Source organism: Arthrobacter sp. ISL-95 (assembly GCF_018613695.1).
In the GTDB taxonomy this organism is placed as follows: domain Bacteria; phylum Actinomycetota; class Actinomycetes; order Actinomycetales; family Micrococcaceae; genus Arthrobacter.
This window is the reverse complement of sequence record NZ_JAGGPR010000023.1, coordinates 40446-60225: the sequence shown is the minus strand read 5'-3', so window position 1 is coordinate 60225 and position 19780 is coordinate 40446. Positions and strand designations below refer to the sequence as shown.

The following is a 19780-nucleotide window of genomic DNA, read 5'->3' as shown; positions in this document are numbered from 1 at the left end:
TAGTCATGGGAAGAATGGTTGTTGTCGGCGGTGAGGTCCAGAGCCGTGGCCTGTTCGGCGGAAACCGGACCGCACCGGAATGGATCGGCCTGTCCGTCTCCGTCGGGGCCGCGCTGGTGATCGTCCTGGCCGGCGGCAGTCAGATCGTCGCCTTGATCATCGCAGCTGTGCTGGTCCTGGCTGGGGTCATCCTGACCACACCCAACAAGCTCTCCGGCCACCGCTCCCTGGGTGCCATTTTCGTGGAGCTCCGGCACAAGAAGGTCCGCGCCAAGAACAAGTCCTTGGTCCATGTTCCGGTGAAGGCCCGTCCGCAGACGCGGATGGTCAAGGCCGGGAAGAAGGACCGGGGGCGTGCCGATGAGAAGGGCATGATCGAAGTCCCCGTCCGGCACAAGGACAACGCGCCGTTGATGGTGGGCACGGTCCGGCACTTCGCCATCGACACCCCGGAAGGACCGCTGGTCATCTTCCGGCATCAGGGCAAGGTCAAGAAGTCCTACTACACGGCCACGATGGAAGTTATGGGGTCTTCCTCGGGGATCCGGGAGGAGTACCGGAAGGAATCCGGTCACGTCGCCCGTGGCCAGTACCTCGCCCGTTTGGCCCGGCGTCAATCACTGGTGACCCATGTCCAGACGCTGGCGCGTGCGGTGCCGATGGACTCGGCCGACCATTTGATCTGGGTTAAGAACCGGGTCGCGCAGAACGTCCCGCGGATCCTGCTGGAGTCCTACGGTGACCTGTGCGGGACGACGCGTTCCCGTTCCGAACAGCACCGCACCTATGAGACGTTCCGGATCCCCAGCTCCGCTGCCCTCTTCCGCCGCGCCGAAGCGTACGGGTCAGGGGATGAAGGCATCGGTCAGGCGATCTATCAGGAAATCCGCTCCGCCATGGCCCAGGCCTCGATGATGGGTTCGATCACCAATTCCCGGCCTCTTGGCCCGCAGGCCATGGCCGCGCTCCTGCGTCACCTGCAGGACCCTGACTTCGATATCGACGACTACGACGGCGCCGACTTGATGGACTGCTGGCAGCACCTGGACGGCGCATCCTCTCCCATCTCCCTGGTGGTCAATGACCACTGGCATATCCGTACCGGTTACGTGCCGGCCTCGGCGTTCAGCCCGGCTCCCGTACCGGTAGAAGCGCTGGAAGCGATCATCAGCGGTATCCAACCGGCAGTGGTGCATTCGGTGTCCATGGTCATGGAACTTGAGGATGCCCGCAGTGCCCGGTCCAAAGCCCGCTCGGATGCCGCCATGGACAGGGCTACGAGCAATAAGGTCAGCAAGTCCGGTGTCGTGACCGATGGCACCGAAGAAGTATTGATGGGTGCCTCCCACCAACGCCTCCGTGATCTGAAGCCCGGCTCCGGGCACCACGGCGCGGCCTACGGTCTGTATATCTCGTTCGCCGTGGAGGATGCGAACGAGATCCTGTCCACCACCGACGTTGTTGAGGCCGCTGCTTCCGATGCCGGTATCGAATTCATTGACTGGTTGGACCAACGCAACGATCTTGCCCTGATCACCACCATGCCGTTCACGAGGGGAATCCGATGAGCACCACGAACGATGTCAAGCGTTTCAGCCTGCCTTGGGCTCTTGCCAGCAAATCCAAGCGGACACTCAGAGCCCAAGCCCGCGCCGGGAAACTGGAACTGGAAACAGCAGCAGCCGATACCACGGCCGAAGGTTTGCGGCACAAGAAGCCGCTGAGCAAGCGTGAGGTGAAGAAGGCTGAGAAGAAAGAAGCCAAGGACCGTGAGCTCCTCGAGGCCAAAGCGAACGCCAAGACACGCTGGCACCACGAACGGAAGTGGGCTTTCGCGTCGAAACTAGGATTCTATGACCCGGCAGCTCCGGGCCTTGCCTCTTCGACTCGGCAGATGGAGTTCTCCCACATGGCCATCGCTTCCCCGCCGACCTCGCACCGCGGCCTCGTGTTCGGCGTCGATGCCGGGTCCGGGTGGATGATCGTCCACGACCCGTTCACCGCCTACGGTAACACCCTCGAATCCCCGAACGTCTGCTACATCGGGGACCTCGGCCAAGGGAAATCTTCGGCCATGAAAACCTGGGGCGTGCTGCGCCAACTGATCCTCGGCCGCCGCGTCGTGGTGATCGATAAGAAGTACCAGAAGGACGTCGGCGGCGGCGAGTACACCCCGTTGGCACGGAAGCTCGGTGTCGCTCCGGTCCGGTTCAGCATCGGTGGTGGCGGATCCCGGATCAACATCCTCGATCCCCGCATCGCCGCGCGCCTGAACGAGGAAACCCACGACAGCGCCGAAGCGTTCCGCACCCCGGCCGGCCAGTCGATGCTGGTCCGTGCCGTCATGGAAGAAGCCCTCCGCCGGCCCATGACGCCCAAGGAAGGCAAAGCGGTCCGCATGGCACACCGTCAGGCCCTGACGGATGCTAAGAAGGCCGGCGAAGTCGCGCACATCGGGCACGTCCTCAAAGCCCTGTACGCGCCCAATGAAGACGCCGCGAAGGCCACGAGCCTGACAGTGGAAGAGCTGCGCGAATGGGGGCAGGACCCGGCCTTCGAGCTTGAACGCATGATCGAGGACGACCTGGCCGGTCTGATCGACGGGGAAACCAGCCCGGACATCCAACTCAACGCCGGCCTGACGGTGTTCGACGTGTCGCTGCTCCCGGAGGACGGCCCGGCGCTGCCGATCGTCATGACGATCATCAACACCTGGTTGGCCAACACCCTCTACCGTCAGGAAGAGGCCGTCCCCACGGTCCTGCTGATTGAAGAGGCCTGGCACACCGTCCAGGGGTCGGTGGCCACGGTGACCCGCCGCAACACCAAACTCTCCCGCGCCCTGTCCCTGTCATGCCAGTTCGCGTTCCACCACATCTCCGACATCCCGGCAGACAGCCCGGCGATTTCCATGCTCAAAGAATGCGGCACGGTCCTGTTGTACAAGCAGCAAAAGAGCGCCGATGCGTTGGCTTGTGAAGAGATGTTCACCCTCCCCGTGGGGACGGCCGAGGTGATCACGAAGCTGGTCAAGGGCACGTGCCTGTTCAAGATCGACCAATACGATCCCTTCGAAGCCATCCACGTCCGGAGTCCGCTGGAAGTGGAGCTGACCGACACGGACGGTGCCATGAAGTCCACCTCCACGATCGCGTTCACCGAAGAATCCATTACCGACGAAGCCACGGAGGTTGTTCCGGCATGAGCAAGCAAACGTCAACAGACACATTGATGAAGCTGGGCCTTGCCGGCGTCGTTGTCGGCCTGGTGGCTATCGCCTGGGTCTCGGCTTTCCTCGGTGAGTTCCTGACACCGACAGGGATGCCGTGGACCAATTTCTCCGAGTTGGTGGCCCGGTTCAAGGAGGGAACCTTCGCCTGGCCAGGAGCGGCGACATGGATCGCCATCGTCTTGGCAATCGGTGCCCTCTTTGGTGCGGCATTACTCGTTGCCGGCCGTGGCGGCGCGGGCAGTGCAGCGCAGCGTGAGCTGGGCGGCCGACTCGCAACCGGCGCCAAGCTCGCCCCCTTGATGGAGAAAGAGCGGAAGAAGGACGCCAAGCAGCTGCACCCGAAAGCCGTGGATTTAGCTCCTGGACAAGTGCTGGGCCAGACGGCTGCCGGGAAATCTGCCGTTCTGTATCAGGGCTGGCGGGATCTGGGTGTGTGCATCATGGGCCCTGGATCCGGTAAGACGTCCTGTTTGGTGGTTCCTCGTCTGGCAGCGGCTCCCGGCGCGGCATTGATGACGTCGAATAAGGTTGACGGCGTAGCTCAGGTGATCGCTGCCCGCCACCAGCTGGGAACGGTGTGGTGTTGGGATACCGGCAAGATTTACCGACAGTCCGACAAGCCGGACTTCATTTTCAGCCCGCTGCGGGAAGTGAAGGGCACCGAGGATGCCATGCGTTTGGCTTCGTGGATCATCACAGCTTCGTTGAAGAACAATCCACGTAGCGAGAGCGAAGCGGCCGAGGACGCCCAGTTCGGCCCCTCAGGGGAGTCTTGCCTGGCGTGGACGCTGCTGGCAGCGGCCCTGACCGGGAAGGCCCTGGGAGATGTCCACGAATGGATCTCCAAAGGCTCGTTCGAGAAAGTCTGCAACATTCTTGCCGACCAATACCCTCGCCCTGCTTCGGAGATGAGGGGCTTCGACAAGTGGCCTGACCGTACACGCGGATCTTTGGTGGCCACCACGCAGCGCATGTGCCGCGACCTGGTGCACGACGCAATTCTGGCGTGGACCACTCCCACGCCGGGGATCAGGAACTTCGACGCAGCCAAGTTCATGGAGGGACGTCAGACCATGATCCTCCTGTCCGAGCGTGGCCCCGGCGGTGCCGGTGCCGTTCTCACGGCGATGATCAAAGCCATCTGCAACGCCGCCGTCCGCAAAACCCCTGGAGAAGCACGATTGACCATCCCCTTGGTCGGCGAGCTGGACGAAGTGGCCAACATCGTCCCCTGGCCTACGCTGCCCCAGGATTTCAGCCACTACGGCTCCCGCGGCCTCTGCTTCACCCTTTACCTGCAGGGCTGGTCCCAGGGCTGCGGCGAATGGGGCAGCAAAGGCATGCAGACACTGTGGCAAATGTCCGGTACCCGGTTCGTGGGCAGCAACGAGGAAACCGACTGGACCGAAGGCCTGTCCAAGGCCATCGGCACCTACCAACGCAAGGAGCAAGGCTCCGACAGGAAGGAGCGTCTGCCCAAAGTCAGCGTGCAGGACTTCGCTGACCTGCCAAAGTTCTCCGGGATCCTCAGCAGCAGCGTCGCCCCGGCCACCTTGTTGCGGCTCACCCCATGGCACAAGAACAAGGAACTGAGCAAAACCATTGAGGCCGGCATGGCGGCCGCGGCCGCCATGGCCAAGGGCGAACCCCAGCCGGCCACGGATCCCGTTCCTGAAAAGCAGGTCGCCGCATGAGCGAAGCAGCTGGTGAATCCCCGGAGCTGAGCGAGCAGGAGTTGATCGATAACTTCGTGGACTGGGTTGAGGCGTTCATCCACGACATCGAGGCCGTCACCGACGACGAGAACACCCGGTACTGGTGCCCGCAGTGGTGGAACCACCCCGAAGCCGTCACAAGGCTCCGCGCGCTGTATGAGGAGTACGTACGGGCCGAGGACGAAAACACGCTCTCCGGCTGGTTCGTGTACCACTGGGACGCTCACTCAAAGACGCTCTTCTCAGCCACGGGGCCGTTCGAGCTGTGCCGGGACGGGCACCGATTCTTCGACCGCCAGGTCATGTACACGCCGCGCTTGGTTACGGAAGCTATCCCTGACGGCTGGGCACCATGACAGGATTACCAAACCAAGGGGGACACCGATAGTGCTAGTACAGAGGCCGACAGACTACGCGGCCGGGCAGGACTCCGTTGCGCAACCCCAACGCCCGAGATCTGGCGGCTCCCGGAGCGATTCTGCGATGCCGTTCCATTCGTCGCCGTACAGCGGCTTTAGCCTTCGCATTCGATGCAGTATGAGTGGCCATTGGTTTCACGGGCAAGTTGGGACTGGTGTCGGACCAGGAAGCAGGAGTAACAGGTGAACTCGTCCTCTGCCTGAGGGATGACCTGAACGATGAGTTCTTCGGAGACAATTTCTCCTCCGGGTGTTAGGCCCTCATCGAGGGCATCGGCCTCGTTCAATTCAGTGACCACGCTGCGGGCATCAGGCGCGTTGGCAGACTTCAGTGCCTCCAGCGAGCGGTCCTGCGATTCCTTGACGTCGGAGCGGAGATCATCGTAATCAGTTGCCACCTAAGTGATTCTCATTTCTCGTGTTCGATTCTGGCCTCCATGCAACGCGCACCACCGCGTAATTGTTCCCACGGACAAATGGTCTGGAGAGAGACGTAGTGGGAGAAGATTGCCCCGAGGGGAGTCGCATGTCTCCTCCCGGAGATGTCGATTGTCCAGACGCTGTCTGGACAAATGAATCCTGAGCGCCAGTGGCAGCCTACTAGGGTGGAGTTCATGACTGATGCACGCGCCCTGGCCCTGCCCGCGGACTACACCGATCTTTTGGCCGCGCTCAAGGACCGGGTCCGGTCCGCGCGTCTGACCGCCCTTCGAACCGTCAACACGCAACTGATCGAATTGTATTGGTCAATCGGCAAGACAGTGTTGGAGCGCCAGCAGGTCGAGCAGTGGGGGAGTGGAGTCATGGGACGTCTGGCCGAGGACCTCAGGGCAGAGTTCCCCGAGATGAAGGGCCTGTCTCGGCGGAACCTCTTTTACATGCGGGCATTTGCCGCCGCATGGCCGGACCCAATTGTGCAACAAGCCGTTGCACAATTGCCGTGGGGGCATGTCACCGTTCTTCTGGACAAGGCCGACACTCGCCAGTATAGAGATTGGTACGCCGGCGCCGCAGTTGAACACGGATGGTCCCGCAACGTCCTGCTGAACATGATCATGAACCGAACCCTGGAAAGGACCGGCGCGGCACCGTCGAACTTTGTCCAACGGCTTGTTGGACCAGATTCCGAGCTGGCCCAGCAGGTCGCCAAGGACCCCTACAACTTCGAATTTCTGGGTCTCTCAGGGGAAGTCGCCGAACGGGACCTGGAATTGGCATTGACCAGCCGGATCACCGAAACCCTCAGGGAGCTGGGACCAGGGTTTTCGTTCGTCGGCCGGCAAGTTCACTTCGATGTCGACGGCGACGACTACTACGTCGACATGCTGTTCTTCCACATGGACCAGAACCGGTACGTGGTTATCGAACTAAAAACAGGAAAGTTCCAGCCCGAGTACGCCGGCAAACTTAACTTCTACGTGGCTCTCGTCGATGACGTGCTTCGCCGGAAGCACCACAACGAAACCATCGGCATCCTGATCTGCGGCACCAAGAACGACCGAAGCGTCAGATACAGCCTAGGCCGCTCCACGTCACCCATGGCCGTTGCAGCCTACACCTACGACAAACTCCCCGCGGCCGAACAGCAAGCGCTGCCCAACGAAGGCCACCTTGTAGCAGCGCTCGAATGGGCCGAACCCGAGGATGGACAGCCCAACCCCGGCTAGGCCCACTGGGACGACCGGGATGCTAACGCCGACAAGGGCTCTGCTGTGGTGATTCGTGTGAAGCAAGCAAGCCCAGTTGTCCATCCGGGTCGTCAAAGCGGACGATGCGGTGATGGGGGCCCGTTCGGCGCCCGACACCGAACCCGGGGACGTAGCTCAGAAGCAGAGCGGGGGATGGACGGCGCCCTTCAATCATCCTCGGTCAGTCGTTCGAATCCGCTGGTCTCCACGAGGTCGTTACGGCGACCCTGCTCAGGGGGTGGCAGGTTTGACATGACATGATCGTCTCGGAAGGAAACGCATCATCATCCTTACAAAAGTCCGGGTAAGAGAATATGGGGGTAGCGGTATGGAGCCGCAGAGACCTGAGGGACCGGGGCACCCAAATAGGCCTCCCTATCCGCCCCAGCAGTACTTTGCACAAAGTCCTCAGCGGTTTCCCCAGTACGGCCAGCCCCAGCAGTGGGCTCCGCTTCCACCCAGGAAAAGCAAGACGGGATGGGTTCTCGGCATTATCGCTCTTTCCCTGACGATCTGCGGAATACTCCTGTTCGACGGTTGCTCCGCCTTGGTGAACGGGATCAACGGAGGCGGCGGAAGCCAGGCTGAGAAGGCTGCGGCCATGAGGGCTGCAGCTGACAACGTACGGGGGGAGGGTTGGACTGAAACTCATCGATTTGAGCGGAAGGTTGACCCCGGCTGCGTTTCCATTGACAGCCACTGCCTCAGGCTGGAAGTTGCGTGGGCCATTGACCATGAGGTACCCGTTAACGAGATTGCCTCACGCCTTGGTAAGAACATCGATGAGTTCAAAGCCGAAGGATATGGTGGCGGAACCTGCATGGCGAACCGCGACAGCAACAGCATGACCGAGATTTGCGTCGGTGAAAGCTCCGATGGTCGCCACAACGCCAGCGTCACCATGACTCGGAAATAGCCTGCCATTCAGCGGAAAAAGATCGATGCAAGCGGGCCGAGGTGGAGCGCAAGGTGCCCACACCTGGATGACCGAAAGCGCCACCACCCTCACCGCCACAGGGAGAACGCCGCAAACCTATCATCGTCACTATCGACGACGCACTCATCCTGCGGGCACCGGGAACAGCATCCGGCCAGGACCGGTACGGTTACATCAAGCTGACCCTGGTCCAGGCCGCCGCCGAGCCGATCAGGGGAGGCTGGCCCGTGGCCGGTCTCTCACCCGTTATCAGGAAGAATAGACGCGTGAGTTTCCCAGATACCGCCGTACCGAATAGACCTCAGACCTTCTGGGCCCGCCTTGGAGGCGTCGCGTTCGTCGCGTTATTGCTCCTGACGGGACCGGTGATGATCGGGATCGGGTCCTCGATGAACGACTCAGATGAGGAGCTCGCGCGCACCGGGCTTCACACCACCGGCTCCATTGTGGACTTCGCCGACGTACGGAAGGCGTCGAACCGGAACATCACTGTGCAGTACATTGACGCTGACGGCACCGGATACTCGACCTTCGCGTCCGTGAACCACGGCCAACACCCCACGGTCGGGGCGGACGTCACCGTGATCTACAGCGAATCGCACCCCGGAAAGGCCGTCGTCGTGGGCTACGAAAGCGATGGCAACTCCGTCCGCGGAATCGGCGCCCTCTTCCTGCTGATATTCACCTTTCCTCTCGGCCTGATCCTCATCATCAAAAAACTCCGGAAGAGCCGGAGACAGCGAACCGTCTGAACGACAGGGACAAGCCACAGCGCGTTCAAACGCCGTTCTCAAACTCATCGAGCATCCCCTCGCGACCAACGAGCTTCCACTCCTCGAAGACCATTTACCCGGAATTGCTCGTCGTCCGGGTTTCATGTCCCGGACTGCCCCGGGTTCGCGAGCAGCTTGAGCGGTTCCTTACCGTGGTGCATGCCATGCGCCCTGGCCACGAATGGGCCACGTGCGACTAATCTGCGGAAACAACCGAAACAGGGCAGGACGAGTTTTTATCTTCTTCTACCAAACGCCGATAAGCACCCATATGTCGCCCTTATTTGCCCGGGAGGCAGCTGACGCCCCGCCAGAGGCGGCGATAGGGGGAGGTCGCGACGTGAATCGGATACGGGTAGCGGGGTCTGAAAATGTACGGCCGGGATCGGTGCCGGACAGAAGTCACGCCTGGAGGTTCGTGTGGAGCTGGTTGAAAGCGTGCCGGGTTTGGCGTCAGATCGAGACTCCGAAGCCGGTGCAACAGGTTCTGCAGTGGCCTTGGATTGAAGGACATGCACGTGCAAAGGTTTACAGCGGAGAATTCTCCGCGGGCCGTTGGGGCCGGTCGATGGCGAAGAGTACGGAAGCCAGCGCAGGCGCTTCCCGGAGACAAATGCGAAGAACCGGACGGCAGTCCAAGGAGTATTGCTCGCTAAATCAGCCGCTCGCATCGGTACGGGCGGGGCGTTCTACTGCCAGACCCGCAGCCTCCTGCGCCAGCTCCTTAATCCGGCCCCAGTCCTGATCTTCAACTGCGGTCTTCGGCGTTAGCCAGCTGCCTCCGACACATGAGACGTTTGGCAGCGCGAGGTATTCCGGTGCTGAGGCAAGGCTCACTCCGCCGGTCGGGCAGAACTGTACTTGGGGAATGGGTGCTCCAATGGCGGCAAGGTACGGCGGCCCCCCGGCGGGTCCGGCGGGGAAGAACTTCATGGCGGTCAACCCGCTTTCCAGGACAGCCATGACTTCGCCGACGGTTGCCACGCCGGGCAGGAACGGAAGGTTCAACGACAACACATGCTGGAGCAGGGCTGGCGTGACTCCCGGGCTCACGAGGAATTGAGCGCCGGCTGCCGCTGCATGATCGGCTTGGGCAGGGGTGAGGACGGTTCCGGCACCAACAAGAATGCCGGGGACTTCCTCGGCGATCCATTGCAACGACTTCAGCGCCGATTCGGTCCTCAGCGTCAGTTCGATGATTCCTACGCCGCCTTCAACCAGGGCCTGGGCCACCGGGACTGCGTGCTCAGGGTTGTCTATTGTCACCACGGGTATGACTCGGGAGGCGTTCAGGATAGTGGAGACGTCAGCCATGGAGGATCTCGTTTCTCAGGCCCTCAGGCCCGTGTTCATCAATAATGGAGTACCAGTGCTTGAGTTGCTGAATGAACCCGGCGTCGGCCGCTAGACCGTCGTCGAAGATGCTGCGGCATGCCAGCAAGGCCGGAACCACGGCGTTGGCCGAATGATCAGCCGGCAGCAAGGCATGAAGCTCGCCCGCCAGCGGATCGTTCAGGTCTTCCAAAGACGTCGTTGCAACATGACGCATCCATGCCGCGACGGCCAGCGTCGCCCACCGTGGTTCGCGTCCGGCGTCGAGGTTTTCGCGAACTGTGCTGAGCAGTCTCAGCCCGATTTTCTGCGAACCGTCGCTTCCTACCTTTGCGGTGGTGTGGCCGAGCGCGGGGTTCGCGAACCGGCCCAGGACTTGTTTGCAATAGGTTTCAGCGTCGAACTCGGCCGGCAGATGGATGGTCGGCAGCACGTCGTCGAACATCATCCGTTCGCACGCAGTGAGAAAGGAGTCCTCGTTTACGGCGTCCGCAATGGTTGCCTTGCCGGTTGCCAGTCCGAGGTACGCCAGCATCGAATGGCTCGCGTTCAGCAACCGCAGTTTCGCTGCTTCCCACGCCGCCACATCTGCACTGAACACAGCGCCTGCATCCTCCCACCGAGGCCGGCGGCCGGCGAAGTTGTCCTCGATGACCCACTGCATGAACGGTTCGGCGACAACCGCCGCTTCGTCGCGTAGTCCGAGTTGGTGTTCGACGGCGGCAAGGTCGCCTGGGGTGGTGGCTGGGACCATGCGGTCCACCATGGTGTTCGGGAACGTGACGTTGGCTTGGATCCAGGCCAAGAGCGGCGCCGCTTCATCGTCAGGCAAAGCGGCGGCGAACGCGCGCACGAGTCTGCCCGTCAGCTCGCCGTTGCCAGGAAGGTTATCGCAGGAAACGACTGTAAGTGGTCCCCAACCCTGGCGGGAACGTTGCTGGATCCCCCGGGTTATCTGTCCAAGTGCCGTCAGTGGAGGGTTACCCGCGAGGTCTGACAAGATCTGTCCGTCAGCGGTGTTAAGGGACCCCGTGCGGGGATCCATCCTGTAGCCCTTTTCGGTGATCGTGAGAGTCACGATCGACGTAGTGGGAGCGGCGATATGTTCCACCACTTTTTCGGGGTTGTCCCGCCCGGAGACGGCTCCAACAATGCTCGAAATCACACGGAGCGGCGCGGAATTGTCGCCTCGTTCGGCGACAGTAAAGAGCCCGTCCTGCGGAGCGAGTTGCTGGACTACGGTGTCGGAGCGTTGCGTGACACCGACGATTCCCCAGATAAAGTCGCCGGAGGCCAGCATGGCATCCTCGGTGAAGACGGCGGTGTGGGCACGGGCAAAGGCACCCAGGCCGAGATGCACGATGCCCGGTTTGACGGACACACGGGGGAGTCGGGACTCCAGGCCGTCCGCTGATGCAAGCGTCGAGTCGCTCAGGCGCTCCATGAAAGCCGCTCCTCCTTGATCCCGGTGGCGTGCGCCTGTGTCTTTTTGGCGTGCGCCTGTGTCTGTTCGAAGGTGGGGATGAGCCCGGTGCCGCCTTTGCCTCCGACAACGAGTGAGGCAGCCGCAGCACCGTAGCGGGCTGCTTGCGGAAGGCTGTCGCCGCGGACAATCCGGGCCGTGGTGGTTCCAACGAAGGCGTCGCCCGCGCCGGTTTGATCCACCACGAGGGGCGCCGTAATGGCATCAATCCAGGCCGATACACTGTCACTTTCCAGCTGGATACCGTCCGCGCCGCAGGTGACAGCTACGTTCTTCGCACCCATGGCGCGGAGTTTGATAGCGGCTTCCCCTGCGGAGGAAACATTGAGAAGTGTTGACGTTTCTCCCGGGAAGGAAGGGGTAACCAGGTATGACTGGGGTGCTAGTTCGGCAAGCAATCTGGAGGCTTCTCCAGCTGACGTCAATCGTGGCCTGAAGTTCGGGTCGAAGATGAAGCGTTTGGTGAGCGATGCTGCGCGGAGTACTGCGGCCCTTGAGGACTCCGAGATTGCGCAGGCGATGCCCCCGGCCAGCACGGCTCCCGCTGAGGAGAACACTGATTCGTCTATATCGTCCGGAGACAAGGTGGATCCGACGCTTCCTGATCGGGCGTAGGAGAACTCGCGTTGCCCCAGCGGGTCGGAGTGCACCAGGTAAGCGCCCTGTTGGCCGGGGCGGAACTTCAGAAGGTCTGTCGCTATGCCGAGTTCGGCGATCCTGGCGGCGATCGCCTGACCGAGGTCGTCGTCGGGCAGTACTGCGAGCAGGCCTGTCCGGGCGCCGGCGGCGGCGGCCGCTGCTGCGACGTTGAGTGCGTCGCCTGAGATGCCGAGTTGAGCCGGTATCGCGTGTCCGAAGGGGACATCGGTGGCTACCTCGAGCAAGATTTCGCCCATGACGATGACGTCGAAGTGCTCGTTTTTCGTATCTTGTGTGGCGCTGTTCATAGGTTGCTCAATCACCAGTCGTGGATGGAGCCGTCGAGTCGGCGGTTGATGGGCAGGTACTTGGGGTCGAACGGGTAGGCGGCCGCGGCTTCTTCGTTGAACTCGACGCCGATGCCGGGAGCATCGCCGGGGTGCATGTAGCCGTCGGTGAAGGTGTAGGAGGTGGTGAACACCTCGTTGGCTGGTTCGCGGTGGCCCATGTACTCCTGCACGCCGAAGTTCGGAATGCTCATGTCCACGTGAAGTGCGGCAGCAAAGGACGCGGGAGAAAGGTCGCCTGCGCCGTGAGAGCCGGAGCGAACGCCGTAGAGGTCGGCCAAGGAGAAGATTCTCCTCAGATGGGTGATGCCGCCGGCGTGGGAGACCGAAGTCCGGATGTAATCGATCAGGCGTTCGGTGATCAGTTGCTGGCAGTCCCAGATCGAATTGAAGACTTCTCCAACGGCGATGGGGGTTGTGGTGTGCTGGCGGATCAGGCGGAACGCTGACTGGTCCTCGGCGGGAGTGGGATCCTCGATCCAGAACGGCCGATACTGCTCCAGTGAGGCGCCCAGCCGCCCGGCTTCGATGGGTGTGAGGCGGTGATGGACGTCGTGCAGAACATGCACGCCGTAGCCGAACTGTTCGCGGACATGGGCCATCATTTTCGGAGCGAAGTCCAAATAGGCAGTGGTCTCCCACATGTCTTCCTGGGGGACGTTGCCGCTTGCCGGCTCATACAGCTTCCCGTCAACGGGGGCGATCCCATAGGTTTTGTCCAGGCCCGGAACCGCTGACTGTGCCCGGATTGCTTTGTACCCGAGATCCAGATGGTGTTGGAAGTCTGCGCTTAGGTCCTCCAGCGTTGATCCGCTGGCGTGGCCGTAGACCATCACGCCTTCACGGGCTGCCCCGCCCAGGAGCTCGTAGACCGGCATGCCGGCCGACTTGCCCTTGATATCCCAGAGTGCGACGTCGATCGCAGCGATCGCGGTCATCGTCACCGGACCACGGCGCCAGTAAGCGCCTTTGTAGAAGTACTGCCAGGTGTCCTCGATCCGGCGGGCGTCGCGTCCGATCAGCAGGGGACAGAGGTGCTCTGACAGATAGGACGCGACGGCGAGTTCCCGGCCGTTGAGGGTGGCGTCACCGATGCCGGTAATGCCGTCTTCGGTTTCAATTACGAGTGTCACGTAGTTTCGCCCAGGGGACGAGACAACTACCCGTGCATCGGTGATCTTCACTGATTTCTTCCTTTTACTTCACGGAGTTCGTGCTGTGGTGGGCAGTATCGTTGCTTTGGTCTTCGTCCGTGACGGTCCACTCGGCGTATTCCCTGCCGCCAAGTTGGCTCGGGGCCGTTTCGGGCAGCAGGGTCAGGCAGACGACGCTTACGAGGATCAGCGCGGATACGTAGATGGCCACGCCCGTGATGGAGCCGCCTCCTGCAACGAGCAACGCCGTAGCAATGACGGTGAAGGGGCCGCTGGCGATCATGGCGCCGAACTGCCACACAATCGAGACGCCGGTGTAGCGTCCACGAACTGGGAAGAGTTCCGGGTAGTAGGAGGCTTGCGGGGCGTAGGTTCCTGCGTGGCCGAGTGCCAGGCCCGCGACGAGGATTGCGACGATGGGGAGCGTGTCTCCGCTTTCGATGGCGGCGAAGGCAGGCCAGATGAGCAACAGGTTGAGGATCGCTGCGCCGAGGAAGACCTTCTTGCGTCCGATCTTGTCCGTGAGCCAACCCCAAATGGGAATCATGATGAGTTCAGCGATGATCGCGATGATGATGGCCTGTAAGACGAATCCGGAGTCGTTGCCGACGTTTTTGGAGTAGGCCACCAGAAAGACGGTGTAGAAGGGGAAGACGGCGGCTTCGACGAACTTCGACCCCATGCCGAGGAAGACCTCGCGGCGGTTCTTGCGGAAGACCAGCTTGACTGGAGCCTGCTGGGCCTTGGCGTTTTCCTTGACGGCCTTGAATGTCTCGGATTCGTCCACTCGGAGCCGGATGTAGAGGCCGATGGCGACCACAAGGATGCTCAACAGGAACGGGATACGCCAGCCCCAAGCGAGGAACTGTTCTTCCGAAAGCTGCGTGGTGAGGAAGGCGAAGAGGGCGGACGGTACGAGGTAGGCGGCCGGTGATCCCATCTGTACCAAACTCGCATAGAAGCCTCGCTGTTTCGGTGGTGCAGCCTCAGCGGTCAGCAGGACGGCACCTCCTTGTTCGCCGCCGACTCCGAAGCCTTGGAGCAGGCGGACGAAGACCAGGATGACCGCAGCCCAAAGGCCGATGGTCTCGTAGGTCGGCATAAGGCCAATTGCGAAAGTACCCAACCCCGTAATAAGCAGGGTCCAGATCAGGGCCTTCTTCCGACCAATCCGATCACCGATATGGCCCCATACAATACCGCCGAGCGGGCGGGCAAAGAAGCCAACGGCGTACGTGGAGAACGCCGCGAGAGTTCCCAGGAGCGGATCAATTTCGGGGAAGAAGATCTTGTTGAAGACCAGCGCTGACGCTGTTCCGTAAATGAAGAAGTCGTAGTACTCGGCCATGGTGCCGATGAAAGAAGCTCCCGCGGTCTTGCGGGCCTTCTTCGCATCATGGGCCAGAGGCGCAAAGCTTGCGCTCATCAGTTGCTCCTTTGCAGGCGATGAATTCGGGGAGTCTTTTTCGGGAGACGCTGTGAGGTTGGACGAGCTTCAAACATGGTGTACAACCTCATGTTGATAGCTACCATACAAGCACTACCATTCTAGTTTGTCAACGATGGTTTAGACTTGGAATGTGGCTACCAAGAAACCTGAGCTCGACCCGGCTCCCCGGCTGTCAGTCCGTGACCGGACTCTGGATGTACTTCGTCGGCGCATCATTTCCTTGGAGCTGCCCCCCGGTGCGCCGCTCTCGGAAAACGAGCTCGCGCAGGAACTCGGCGTAAGCCGCACCCCGGTCCGGGAGAGTCTGATTCTCCTGCGGGAAGAGGGCCTCATTCAGGTCTTTCCGCAGATCGGCTCGTTCGTTTCGCTGGTTGATCTGGAGCGCGTAGCCCAAGCCCAATTCATCCGGGAAGCCATCGAGTGCGCATCTCTGGCCGACGTCGTGGCAGACCCGCAAGGGGTCGCCGGGCTCCGTGAGATCCTTCAAGCGCAGTGGGGTGCCGAGGCGGCGGGGGATATCGATCAGTTCTTCCGCTTGGATGAAGACTTCCACCGCGAACTCCTGCAGCTTGCCGGGCACGGCGCAGCGTGGAACGCCGTCAACTCTGCCAAAGCACATCTGGACAGGGCCCGCCGGCTAAGCCTCATCGATTCCGGACACGTTGCCACGCTGATCCGGCAACACACCGCAGTAGTGGATGGTCTCGCTACCGACGATCACACCGCAGCGGACGCTTCTCTACGCCTCCATCTCCGCGGAGTGTTCAAGGACATCGAACGCATCCAGGGCGCAACACCGGAACTCTTCTCCGACGGTTCGGCGCCACGTGCATCCCGTCGCAGCGTCGCCCGCCTCTCCTAAACGGAGCCGCAGTTCCACCCCACCCCTGGAATCAAGGCAAGCCCGGACGACGAAGGGCTCCCTAACGAATATCGGGAGTGACCCCAATACGCGAAAGAATAGAGGCATCGCGACGAAGGTCACGTCCCACAATCCGCAATTCACAGGCGAAGAAGGCACAATGAGAGGACGCCGAGACTTGTTCCTTCACTTACTTCTATTCGTCCGACTTGAGAGCAGACAAGGGCCCGTATGTGGCCTCTGATCCCAGAGGCGTCAGGTTCGGATCTAAGAGCTTCTTAGACCGCTGTCCATGAAAAGGACATCAGACCCTGATCTGACAGGTATCCATCGCCGACCTGACGTCAGCTTAGGTGTGACCTATACAGATGGATTACTTTCACATCCCAGCCAGCCATTTTTCGATGCGGGGTGAGAACCGGTGTATAAGGGGAAAACCCCACAGGGTGCACCTGCTATAGGTGCACCCTCTGGGCAGATATTTACAGGCCAGGCTCGCGCGTCATTAAGCAGTGCCTGGCCCTGCGGTTCACCGCATACTTCCGGTTGTTTCCTGGTCGAATGACTGCCCGGTGATTTCGGCCTGGTCGAGTGTGACGAGTGACTCGCGGCGCCTTTTCAGGTGCCCAGAGCCAGCACACGAGACCACCGATAAGGAGGATTGCCACGCAGGCGAAGAGCGCCACGTTGATACCCAGTCCGGCAAGGACGAGTGGGAGTAGGAATGTGGCGGTTGCTGAGCCGATGCTGCTTCCTGCGGTAACGATTCCTAATCCGGAGGCCAGCGCCCAGCCCTCTCGGGAATCCAGCGGCGGCTGGCCCAGCGGAAGAAAACCCGACCCGCCGACACGTGCTACAGCGTGCTGAGCATCGCCTCGACGGCGCGGCGCGCCTGATTGGTACGGTCAAGATCGCGGTCGAAGTCGTTAATGAAGACGTTGCCCATTGCTGCAGTGAGGATCCCCTCGGCCGCCCAAGAGCACTGCTCGGCGGAGGCTCCGGGGCGCGCCTCACCCACGAGCGCCAAAAGCCTGGCACGGGTGGCCCGGTGCGCCTCCGCGAGCACTGCGGCGATGCGCGGGTTGATGCGCGCCATTTCGACGAGGCCGAGCACGATGGCATCCTCATCGCTCGACTCGGTGAATGCACCACCGAAGAAGTAACCGAGCGCGTCGTTGAGTGAAGAAATATCCATAGGCATGATCGACGGAGCGCCGTCTTCGCCCGCGTAGAAGTACTTGGCGGTCTCGACCAGCAGGTCTTCCCTGTTACCCACAAAGTGGCGCACGTGTCCGCGTGACATACCAGCCGCGTCGGCGATGTGGTCGAGCGACGTGCGCGCTATGCCACGTTCGGCGATGGTCTTCATCGCAGCCTCGATGATCTGCTTGCGCCGCTTGTCTGCGACGGTTGGCCGTACCATTTGACGCTCCCTTCTTACAGTGCGGAATCGTGCTCCTGAAAAGACTACGTGCTTATGCGGCAACGCTACTAGTCTAGTCAGACTTGACTAAATATGAGGTAGATCATATGGTTTTAGTCACTGCCTCTAAGGAACGCTTAGACCACGTAGGAGTGGTATGCCCCAGTACTTGCACATGGCCCCCGGCCCCGTCAGCGATCTTGCCCGTGAAGCGCGGGTACGTATGCGTGACGGAATCTACCTCGGCACCGACGTCTACCTTCCCGGCGCCCCGGATGCCGCGGATGAGACCCCCGGAGACACGATCCTCATCCGCCTTCCCTACGACAAAAGCGGTGCTTACTGCTACATCCCTCAGGTCGCCGAGTACTTCACGAAGCGCGGATACCGGGTAGTGGCCCAGGACGTGCGCGGCAAGTTCCGTTCGGAGGGCGAGGCACTTCTCTTCGTGCATGAGGCTGAAGACGGTTACGACGCGGTCGAGTGGATAGTGTCGCAGTCGTGGTCCAACGGCCGCGTGGCTATGTGGGGTGACAGTTATTACGGATACACGCAGTGGGCGGCTGCAGCGAGCGGGCACCCCGCGCTGAAAGCCATTGCGCCTCGTGTTACTGGCACAGGACTGGGGGAGCCGGTGCACCGCACTCTCGGGGAGCGCACGCGCAAGGTGGAGATGGGCATCACCAATTTGTACCCGCTCACGCATTTCTTCGGCAATGACACCTACTTGTGGGAGCCGGACTGGAGGCGGCGGGATTTTGCCGGGCAGGCCGAAGAGTTTATGACCATGATCGGAGAGCGCTCGATCTCCTACGACCAGTGGGTGCCTCAGGTGGTTCCGCTGAAGCGGTTTCCAAACGGCTGTCCTTTCGCCGGACGATCCTTGCCTGTTTTGCACACGGTCGGATGGTGGGACAACTGTGCGCCGCTCTCGTGGACCGACGTCGCTGCGATCGCGCAGCATCCGAACTGGGACGCGCACCACTACCTCCGGATCGAGTCGATCGACCACGAAAACCACACCCTGCTCGAGCCCGCGGAGGATCGGGTAGCGGACCGCAGTGCCGAACAGATTGCCGCGATGCTGCCGGCGTACCTGGACCCCGCGCTGGAGTTCTTCGAGGTCTTCGTCCGCGGCAACAGTCGGCCATCCGAGATCCCCCGGGTCAAGTGGAATCTTGGCGGAACCGATGAGTACCGCACGAGCGAGACGTGGCCTCCAGCCCAGACGCGGTTGACGACTCGGTATGCGGATGTCGACGGAGGGCTCTCCGCAGGCCGCCCGACCGAAGCCACCGCACTGAGCTGGACGCACGATCCGGAGGACCTCGTGCCCTCCAGCGTTCCTGACGCCTTCTCGTACCTCCTTCACCTGCCCAACGAGGGGCCTATCGGCGACCGCGACGACGTGCTCGTGTTCACGAGCGGTGCGCAGTCGACGGATGTCGACCTCGCCGGCCCAGTGACCGCCCGCGTTCGTTATCGATCGACGGGGCCCGTAGCGGACTGTTTCGTGCGCGTGCTCGACGTCGCGCCCGACGGCACTGCGCTCCGCATCGCCCGTGGTCAGGTGCAGTTGCGAAACGCGACGGAGGACGAGAGCCTGGTCATCGACCTTGGCCAAATCGGCTACCGGCTGCGTGCCGGACACCGCCTGCGCGTGCATCTCTCGGCGAGCGACTACCCGGAGTTCCTGCCGCAGCCCGGGACGGGCCGCGACCCCTGGACTGAAGGGGAGGAAACCAAGCCAAACACGCAGACGATCCTGGTCGGCGGGCCCGACGCGTTCGCTATCGATATCCCCGTGCTGGAAGGAACACTCGCATGACCGAGCAGAACCAGGCTGAGAAGCCGCCGCTGTCTGAACCGAACTTCGAGTTCGTCTTCGAGATCCGGGCCACATGCACCCGCGAGGTCCATATTGGTCGCGGCCCGGACGAGGTGCTGTCGTTGACCCCGATCGTTGGGGGGGCCGTCGCGGGACCCCGGCTGAACGGCACTGTTCTCCCTGGCGGTGGCGACTGGGCGGTGGAACGTTCGGGCACGGCGCAGCTTGAGGCTCGATATGTAATCGCGGCTGACGACGGCGCGGCGATCGAGGTGCTCAACCGCGGCTACTTCCGCGCGACGCCTGACGTCATTGCGAGGATGGAATCAGGGGAGCACGTATCCGAGGACGATCCGGACATGTATTTCCGCACCGCGCCGGTATTCCAGACGGATGCGCCCGCCCACCGGTGGCTCGCGGAGAACCAGTTCGTCGGCAAGGCGCGCGACGAAGACGGCCAAGTCTGCATCCGGGTCTTCCGGGTGCTGTAGAACGAGG

17 protein-coding genes are annotated in these 19780 nt (G+C 61.8%); 10 read left to right on the top strand and 7 right to left on the bottom strand.

Annotated features, from left to right (window positions below):
- Positions 1-5: 5 nt before the first annotated feature.
- Genes J7I86_RS22280 through J7I86_RS22265 form a run of 4 tightly spaced genes read left to right on the top strand, consistent with a single transcriptional unit; the run spans position 6 to position 5303 of the window.
- Positions 6-1568: a hypothetical protein gene (locus J7I86_RS22280; RefSeq protein ID WP_214823036.1), complete on the top strand. Its 1563-nt coding sequence runs from the start codon at positions 6-8 to the stop codon at positions 1566-1568.
- Positions 1565-3205: an ATP-binding protein gene (locus tag J7I86_RS22275; RefSeq protein ID WP_214823035.1), complete on the top strand. Its 1641-nt coding sequence runs from the start codon at positions 1565-1567 to the stop codon at positions 3203-3205. Before J7I86_RS22280 ends, J7I86_RS22275 begins: the two co-directional genes overlap by 4 nt.
- Complete coding sequence (locus J7I86_RS22270) at positions 3202-4926, top strand: type IV secretory system conjugative DNA transfer family protein (RefSeq protein WP_214823034.1); 1725 nt, start codon at positions 3202-3204, stop codon at positions 4924-4926. Before J7I86_RS22275 ends, J7I86_RS22270 begins: the two co-directional genes overlap by 4 nt.
- Complete coding sequence (locus tag J7I86_RS22265; RefSeq protein ID WP_214823033.1) at positions 4923-5303, top strand: DUF4913 domain-containing protein; 381 nt, start codon at positions 4923-4925, stop codon at positions 5301-5303. The genes J7I86_RS22270 and J7I86_RS22265 overlap by 4 nt, the downstream gene beginning before the upstream one ends.
- 158 nt (positions 5304-5461) lie before the next feature.
- Here J7I86_RS22265 and J7I86_RS22260 read toward each other — a convergent pair whose 3' ends face one another.
- A complete protein-coding gene (locus J7I86_RS22260; protein WP_214823032.1) occupies positions 5462-5764 on the bottom strand; it encodes a DUF4193 domain-containing protein in 303 nt (100 codons plus the stop codon).
- 216 nt (positions 5765-5980) lie between these two features.
- On the opposite strand from J7I86_RS22260, the gene J7I86_RS22255 reads away from it, so the two are divergent.
- The 3 genes from J7I86_RS22255 (at position 5981) to J7I86_RS22245 (ending at position 8743) form a co-directional block, all read left to right on the top strand.
- Positions 5981-7033, top strand: a complete 1053-nt coding sequence (locus J7I86_RS22255; protein WP_214823031.1) for a YhcG family protein — start codon at positions 5981-5983, stop codon at positions 7031-7033.
- A 622-nt stretch (positions 7034-7655) separates the two neighbouring features.
- Positions 7656-7970 carry a hypothetical protein gene (locus J7I86_RS22250; protein ID WP_214823030.1) on the top strand — a complete coding sequence of 105 codons (315 nt, stop codon included), beginning with the start codon at positions 7656-7658 and terminating at the stop codon, positions 7968-7970.
- A 287-nt stretch (positions 7971-8257) separates the two neighbouring features.
- Positions 8258-8743 carry a DUF3592 domain-containing protein gene (locus J7I86_RS22245; RefSeq protein ID WP_214823029.1) on the top strand — a complete coding sequence of 162 codons (486 nt, stop codon included), beginning with the start codon at positions 8258-8260 and terminating at the stop codon, positions 8741-8743.
- A 678-nt stretch (positions 8744-9421) separates the two neighbouring features.
- On the opposite strand, the gene eda is transcribed toward J7I86_RS22245, so the two are convergent.
- The 5 genes from eda to J7I86_RS22220 are packed head-to-tail and all read right to left on the bottom strand — an operon-like array spanning position 9422 to position 15145.
- Positions 9422-10078 (bottom strand): bifunctional 4-hydroxy-2-oxoglutarate aldolase/2-dehydro-3-deoxy-phosphogluconate aldolase, encoded by a 657-nt coding sequence (gene eda / locus J7I86_RS22240; RefSeq protein WP_214823028.1) that lies wholly within the window; start codon positions 10076-10078, stop codon positions 9422-9424.
- Complete coding sequence (locus tag J7I86_RS22235; RefSeq protein ID WP_214823027.1) at positions 10071-11540, bottom strand: mannitol dehydrogenase family protein; 1470 nt, start codon at positions 11538-11540, stop codon at positions 10071-10073. Before J7I86_RS22235 ends, eda begins: the two co-directional genes overlap by 8 nt.
- Positions 11528-12526: a sugar kinase gene (locus tag J7I86_RS22230; protein ID WP_214823026.1), complete on the bottom strand. Its 999-nt coding sequence runs from the start codon at positions 12524-12526 to the stop codon at positions 11528-11530. The genes J7I86_RS22235 and J7I86_RS22230 overlap by 13 nt, the downstream gene beginning before the upstream one ends.
- Before the next feature lie 11 nt (positions 12527-12537).
- Positions 12538-13749: a D-mannonate dehydratase ManD gene (manD, locus tag J7I86_RS22225; RefSeq protein WP_214823025.1), complete on the bottom strand. Its 1212-nt coding sequence runs from the start codon at positions 13747-13749 to the stop codon at positions 12538-12540.
- Positions 13750-13762: 13 nt separating this feature from the next.
- Positions 13763-15145 carry an MFS transporter gene (locus J7I86_RS22220; protein WP_214823024.1) on the bottom strand — a complete coding sequence of 461 codons (1383 nt, stop codon included), beginning with the start codon at positions 15143-15145 and terminating at the stop codon, positions 13763-13765.
- Positions 15146-15299: 154 nt separating this feature from the next.
- Here J7I86_RS22220 and J7I86_RS22215 point away from each other — a divergent pair, with 154 nt between their 5' ends.
- On the top strand, positions 15300-16031 hold the full coding sequence (locus tag J7I86_RS22215; RefSeq protein WP_214823023.1) for a GntR family transcriptional regulator: 732 nt from the start codon (positions 15300-15302) through the stop codon (positions 16029-16031).
- Positions 16032-16884: 853 nt separating this feature from the next.
- On the opposite strand, the gene J7I86_RS22210 is transcribed toward J7I86_RS22215, so the two are convergent.
- A complete protein-coding gene (locus J7I86_RS22210) occupies positions 16885-17454 on the bottom strand; it encodes a TetR/AcrR family transcriptional regulator (RefSeq protein ID WP_214823022.1) in 570 nt (189 codons plus the stop codon).
- Positions 17455-17611: 157 nt separating this feature from the next.
- On the opposite strand from J7I86_RS22210, the gene J7I86_RS22205 reads away from it, so the two are divergent.
- A complete protein-coding gene (locus J7I86_RS22205; protein WP_214823021.1) occupies positions 17612-19282 on the top strand; it encodes a CocE/NonD family hydrolase in 1671 nt (556 codons plus the stop codon).
- A complete protein-coding gene (locus J7I86_RS22200; RefSeq protein WP_214823020.1) occupies positions 19279-19773 on the top strand; it encodes a DUF3237 domain-containing protein in 495 nt (164 codons plus the stop codon). Before J7I86_RS22205 ends, J7I86_RS22200 begins: the two co-directional genes overlap by 4 nt.
- The last annotated feature ends 7 nt before the right edge of the window (positions 19774-19780 follow it).

What these genes read in the sequence shown, in the direction of transcription:
- J7I86_RS22280 (WP_214823036.1), top strand. Translation starts at nt 6, where the DNA reads ATGGGAAGAATGGTTGTTGTCGGCGGTGAGGTCCAGAGCCGTGGCCTG.
- J7I86_RS22275 (WP_214823035.1), top strand. Translation starts at nt 1,565, where the DNA reads ATGAGCACCACGAACGATGTCAAGCGTTTCAGCCTGCCTTGGGCTCTT.
- J7I86_RS22270 (WP_214823034.1), top strand. Translation starts at nt 3,202, where the DNA reads ATGAGCAAGCAAACGTCAACAGACACATTGATGAAGCTGGGCCTTGCC.
- J7I86_RS22265 (WP_214823033.1), top strand. Translation starts at nt 4,923, where the DNA reads ATGAGCGAAGCAGCTGGTGAATCCCCGGAGCTGAGCGAGCAGGAGTTG.
- J7I86_RS22255 (WP_214823031.1), top strand. Translation starts at nt 5,981, where the DNA reads ATGACTGATGCACGCGCCCTGGCCCTGCCCGCGGACTACACCGATCTT.
- J7I86_RS22250 (WP_214823030.1), top strand. Translation starts at nt 7,656, where the DNA reads ATGAGGGCTGCAGCTGACAACGTACGGGGGGAGGGTTGGACTGAAACT.
- eda (WP_214823028.1), bottom strand. Translation starts at nt 10,078, where the DNA reads ATGGCTGACGTCTCCACTATCCTGAACGCCTCCCGAGTCATACCCGTG.
- J7I86_RS22235 (WP_214823027.1), bottom strand. Translation starts at nt 11,540, where the DNA reads ATGGAGCGCCTGAGCGACTCGACGCTTGCATCAGCGGACGGCCTGGAG.
- J7I86_RS22230 (WP_214823026.1), bottom strand. Translation starts at nt 12,526, where the DNA reads ATGAACAGCGCCACACAAGATACGAAAAACGAGCACTTCGACGTCATC.
- J7I86_RS22220 (WP_214823024.1), bottom strand. Translation starts at nt 15,145, where the DNA reads ATGAGCGCAAGCTTTGCGCCTCTGGCCCATGATGCGAAGAAGGCCCGC.
- J7I86_RS22210 (WP_214823022.1), bottom strand. Translation starts at nt 17,454, where the DNA reads ATGGTACGGCCAACCGTCGCAGACAAGCGGCGCAAGCAGATCATCGAG.
- J7I86_RS22205 (WP_214823021.1), top strand. Translation starts at nt 17,612, where the DNA reads ATGCCCCAGTACTTGCACATGGCCCCCGGCCCCGTCAGCGATCTTGCC.
- J7I86_RS22200 (WP_214823020.1), top strand. Translation starts at nt 19,279, where the DNA reads ATGACCGAGCAGAACCAGGCTGAGAAGCCGCCGCTGTCTGAACCGAAC.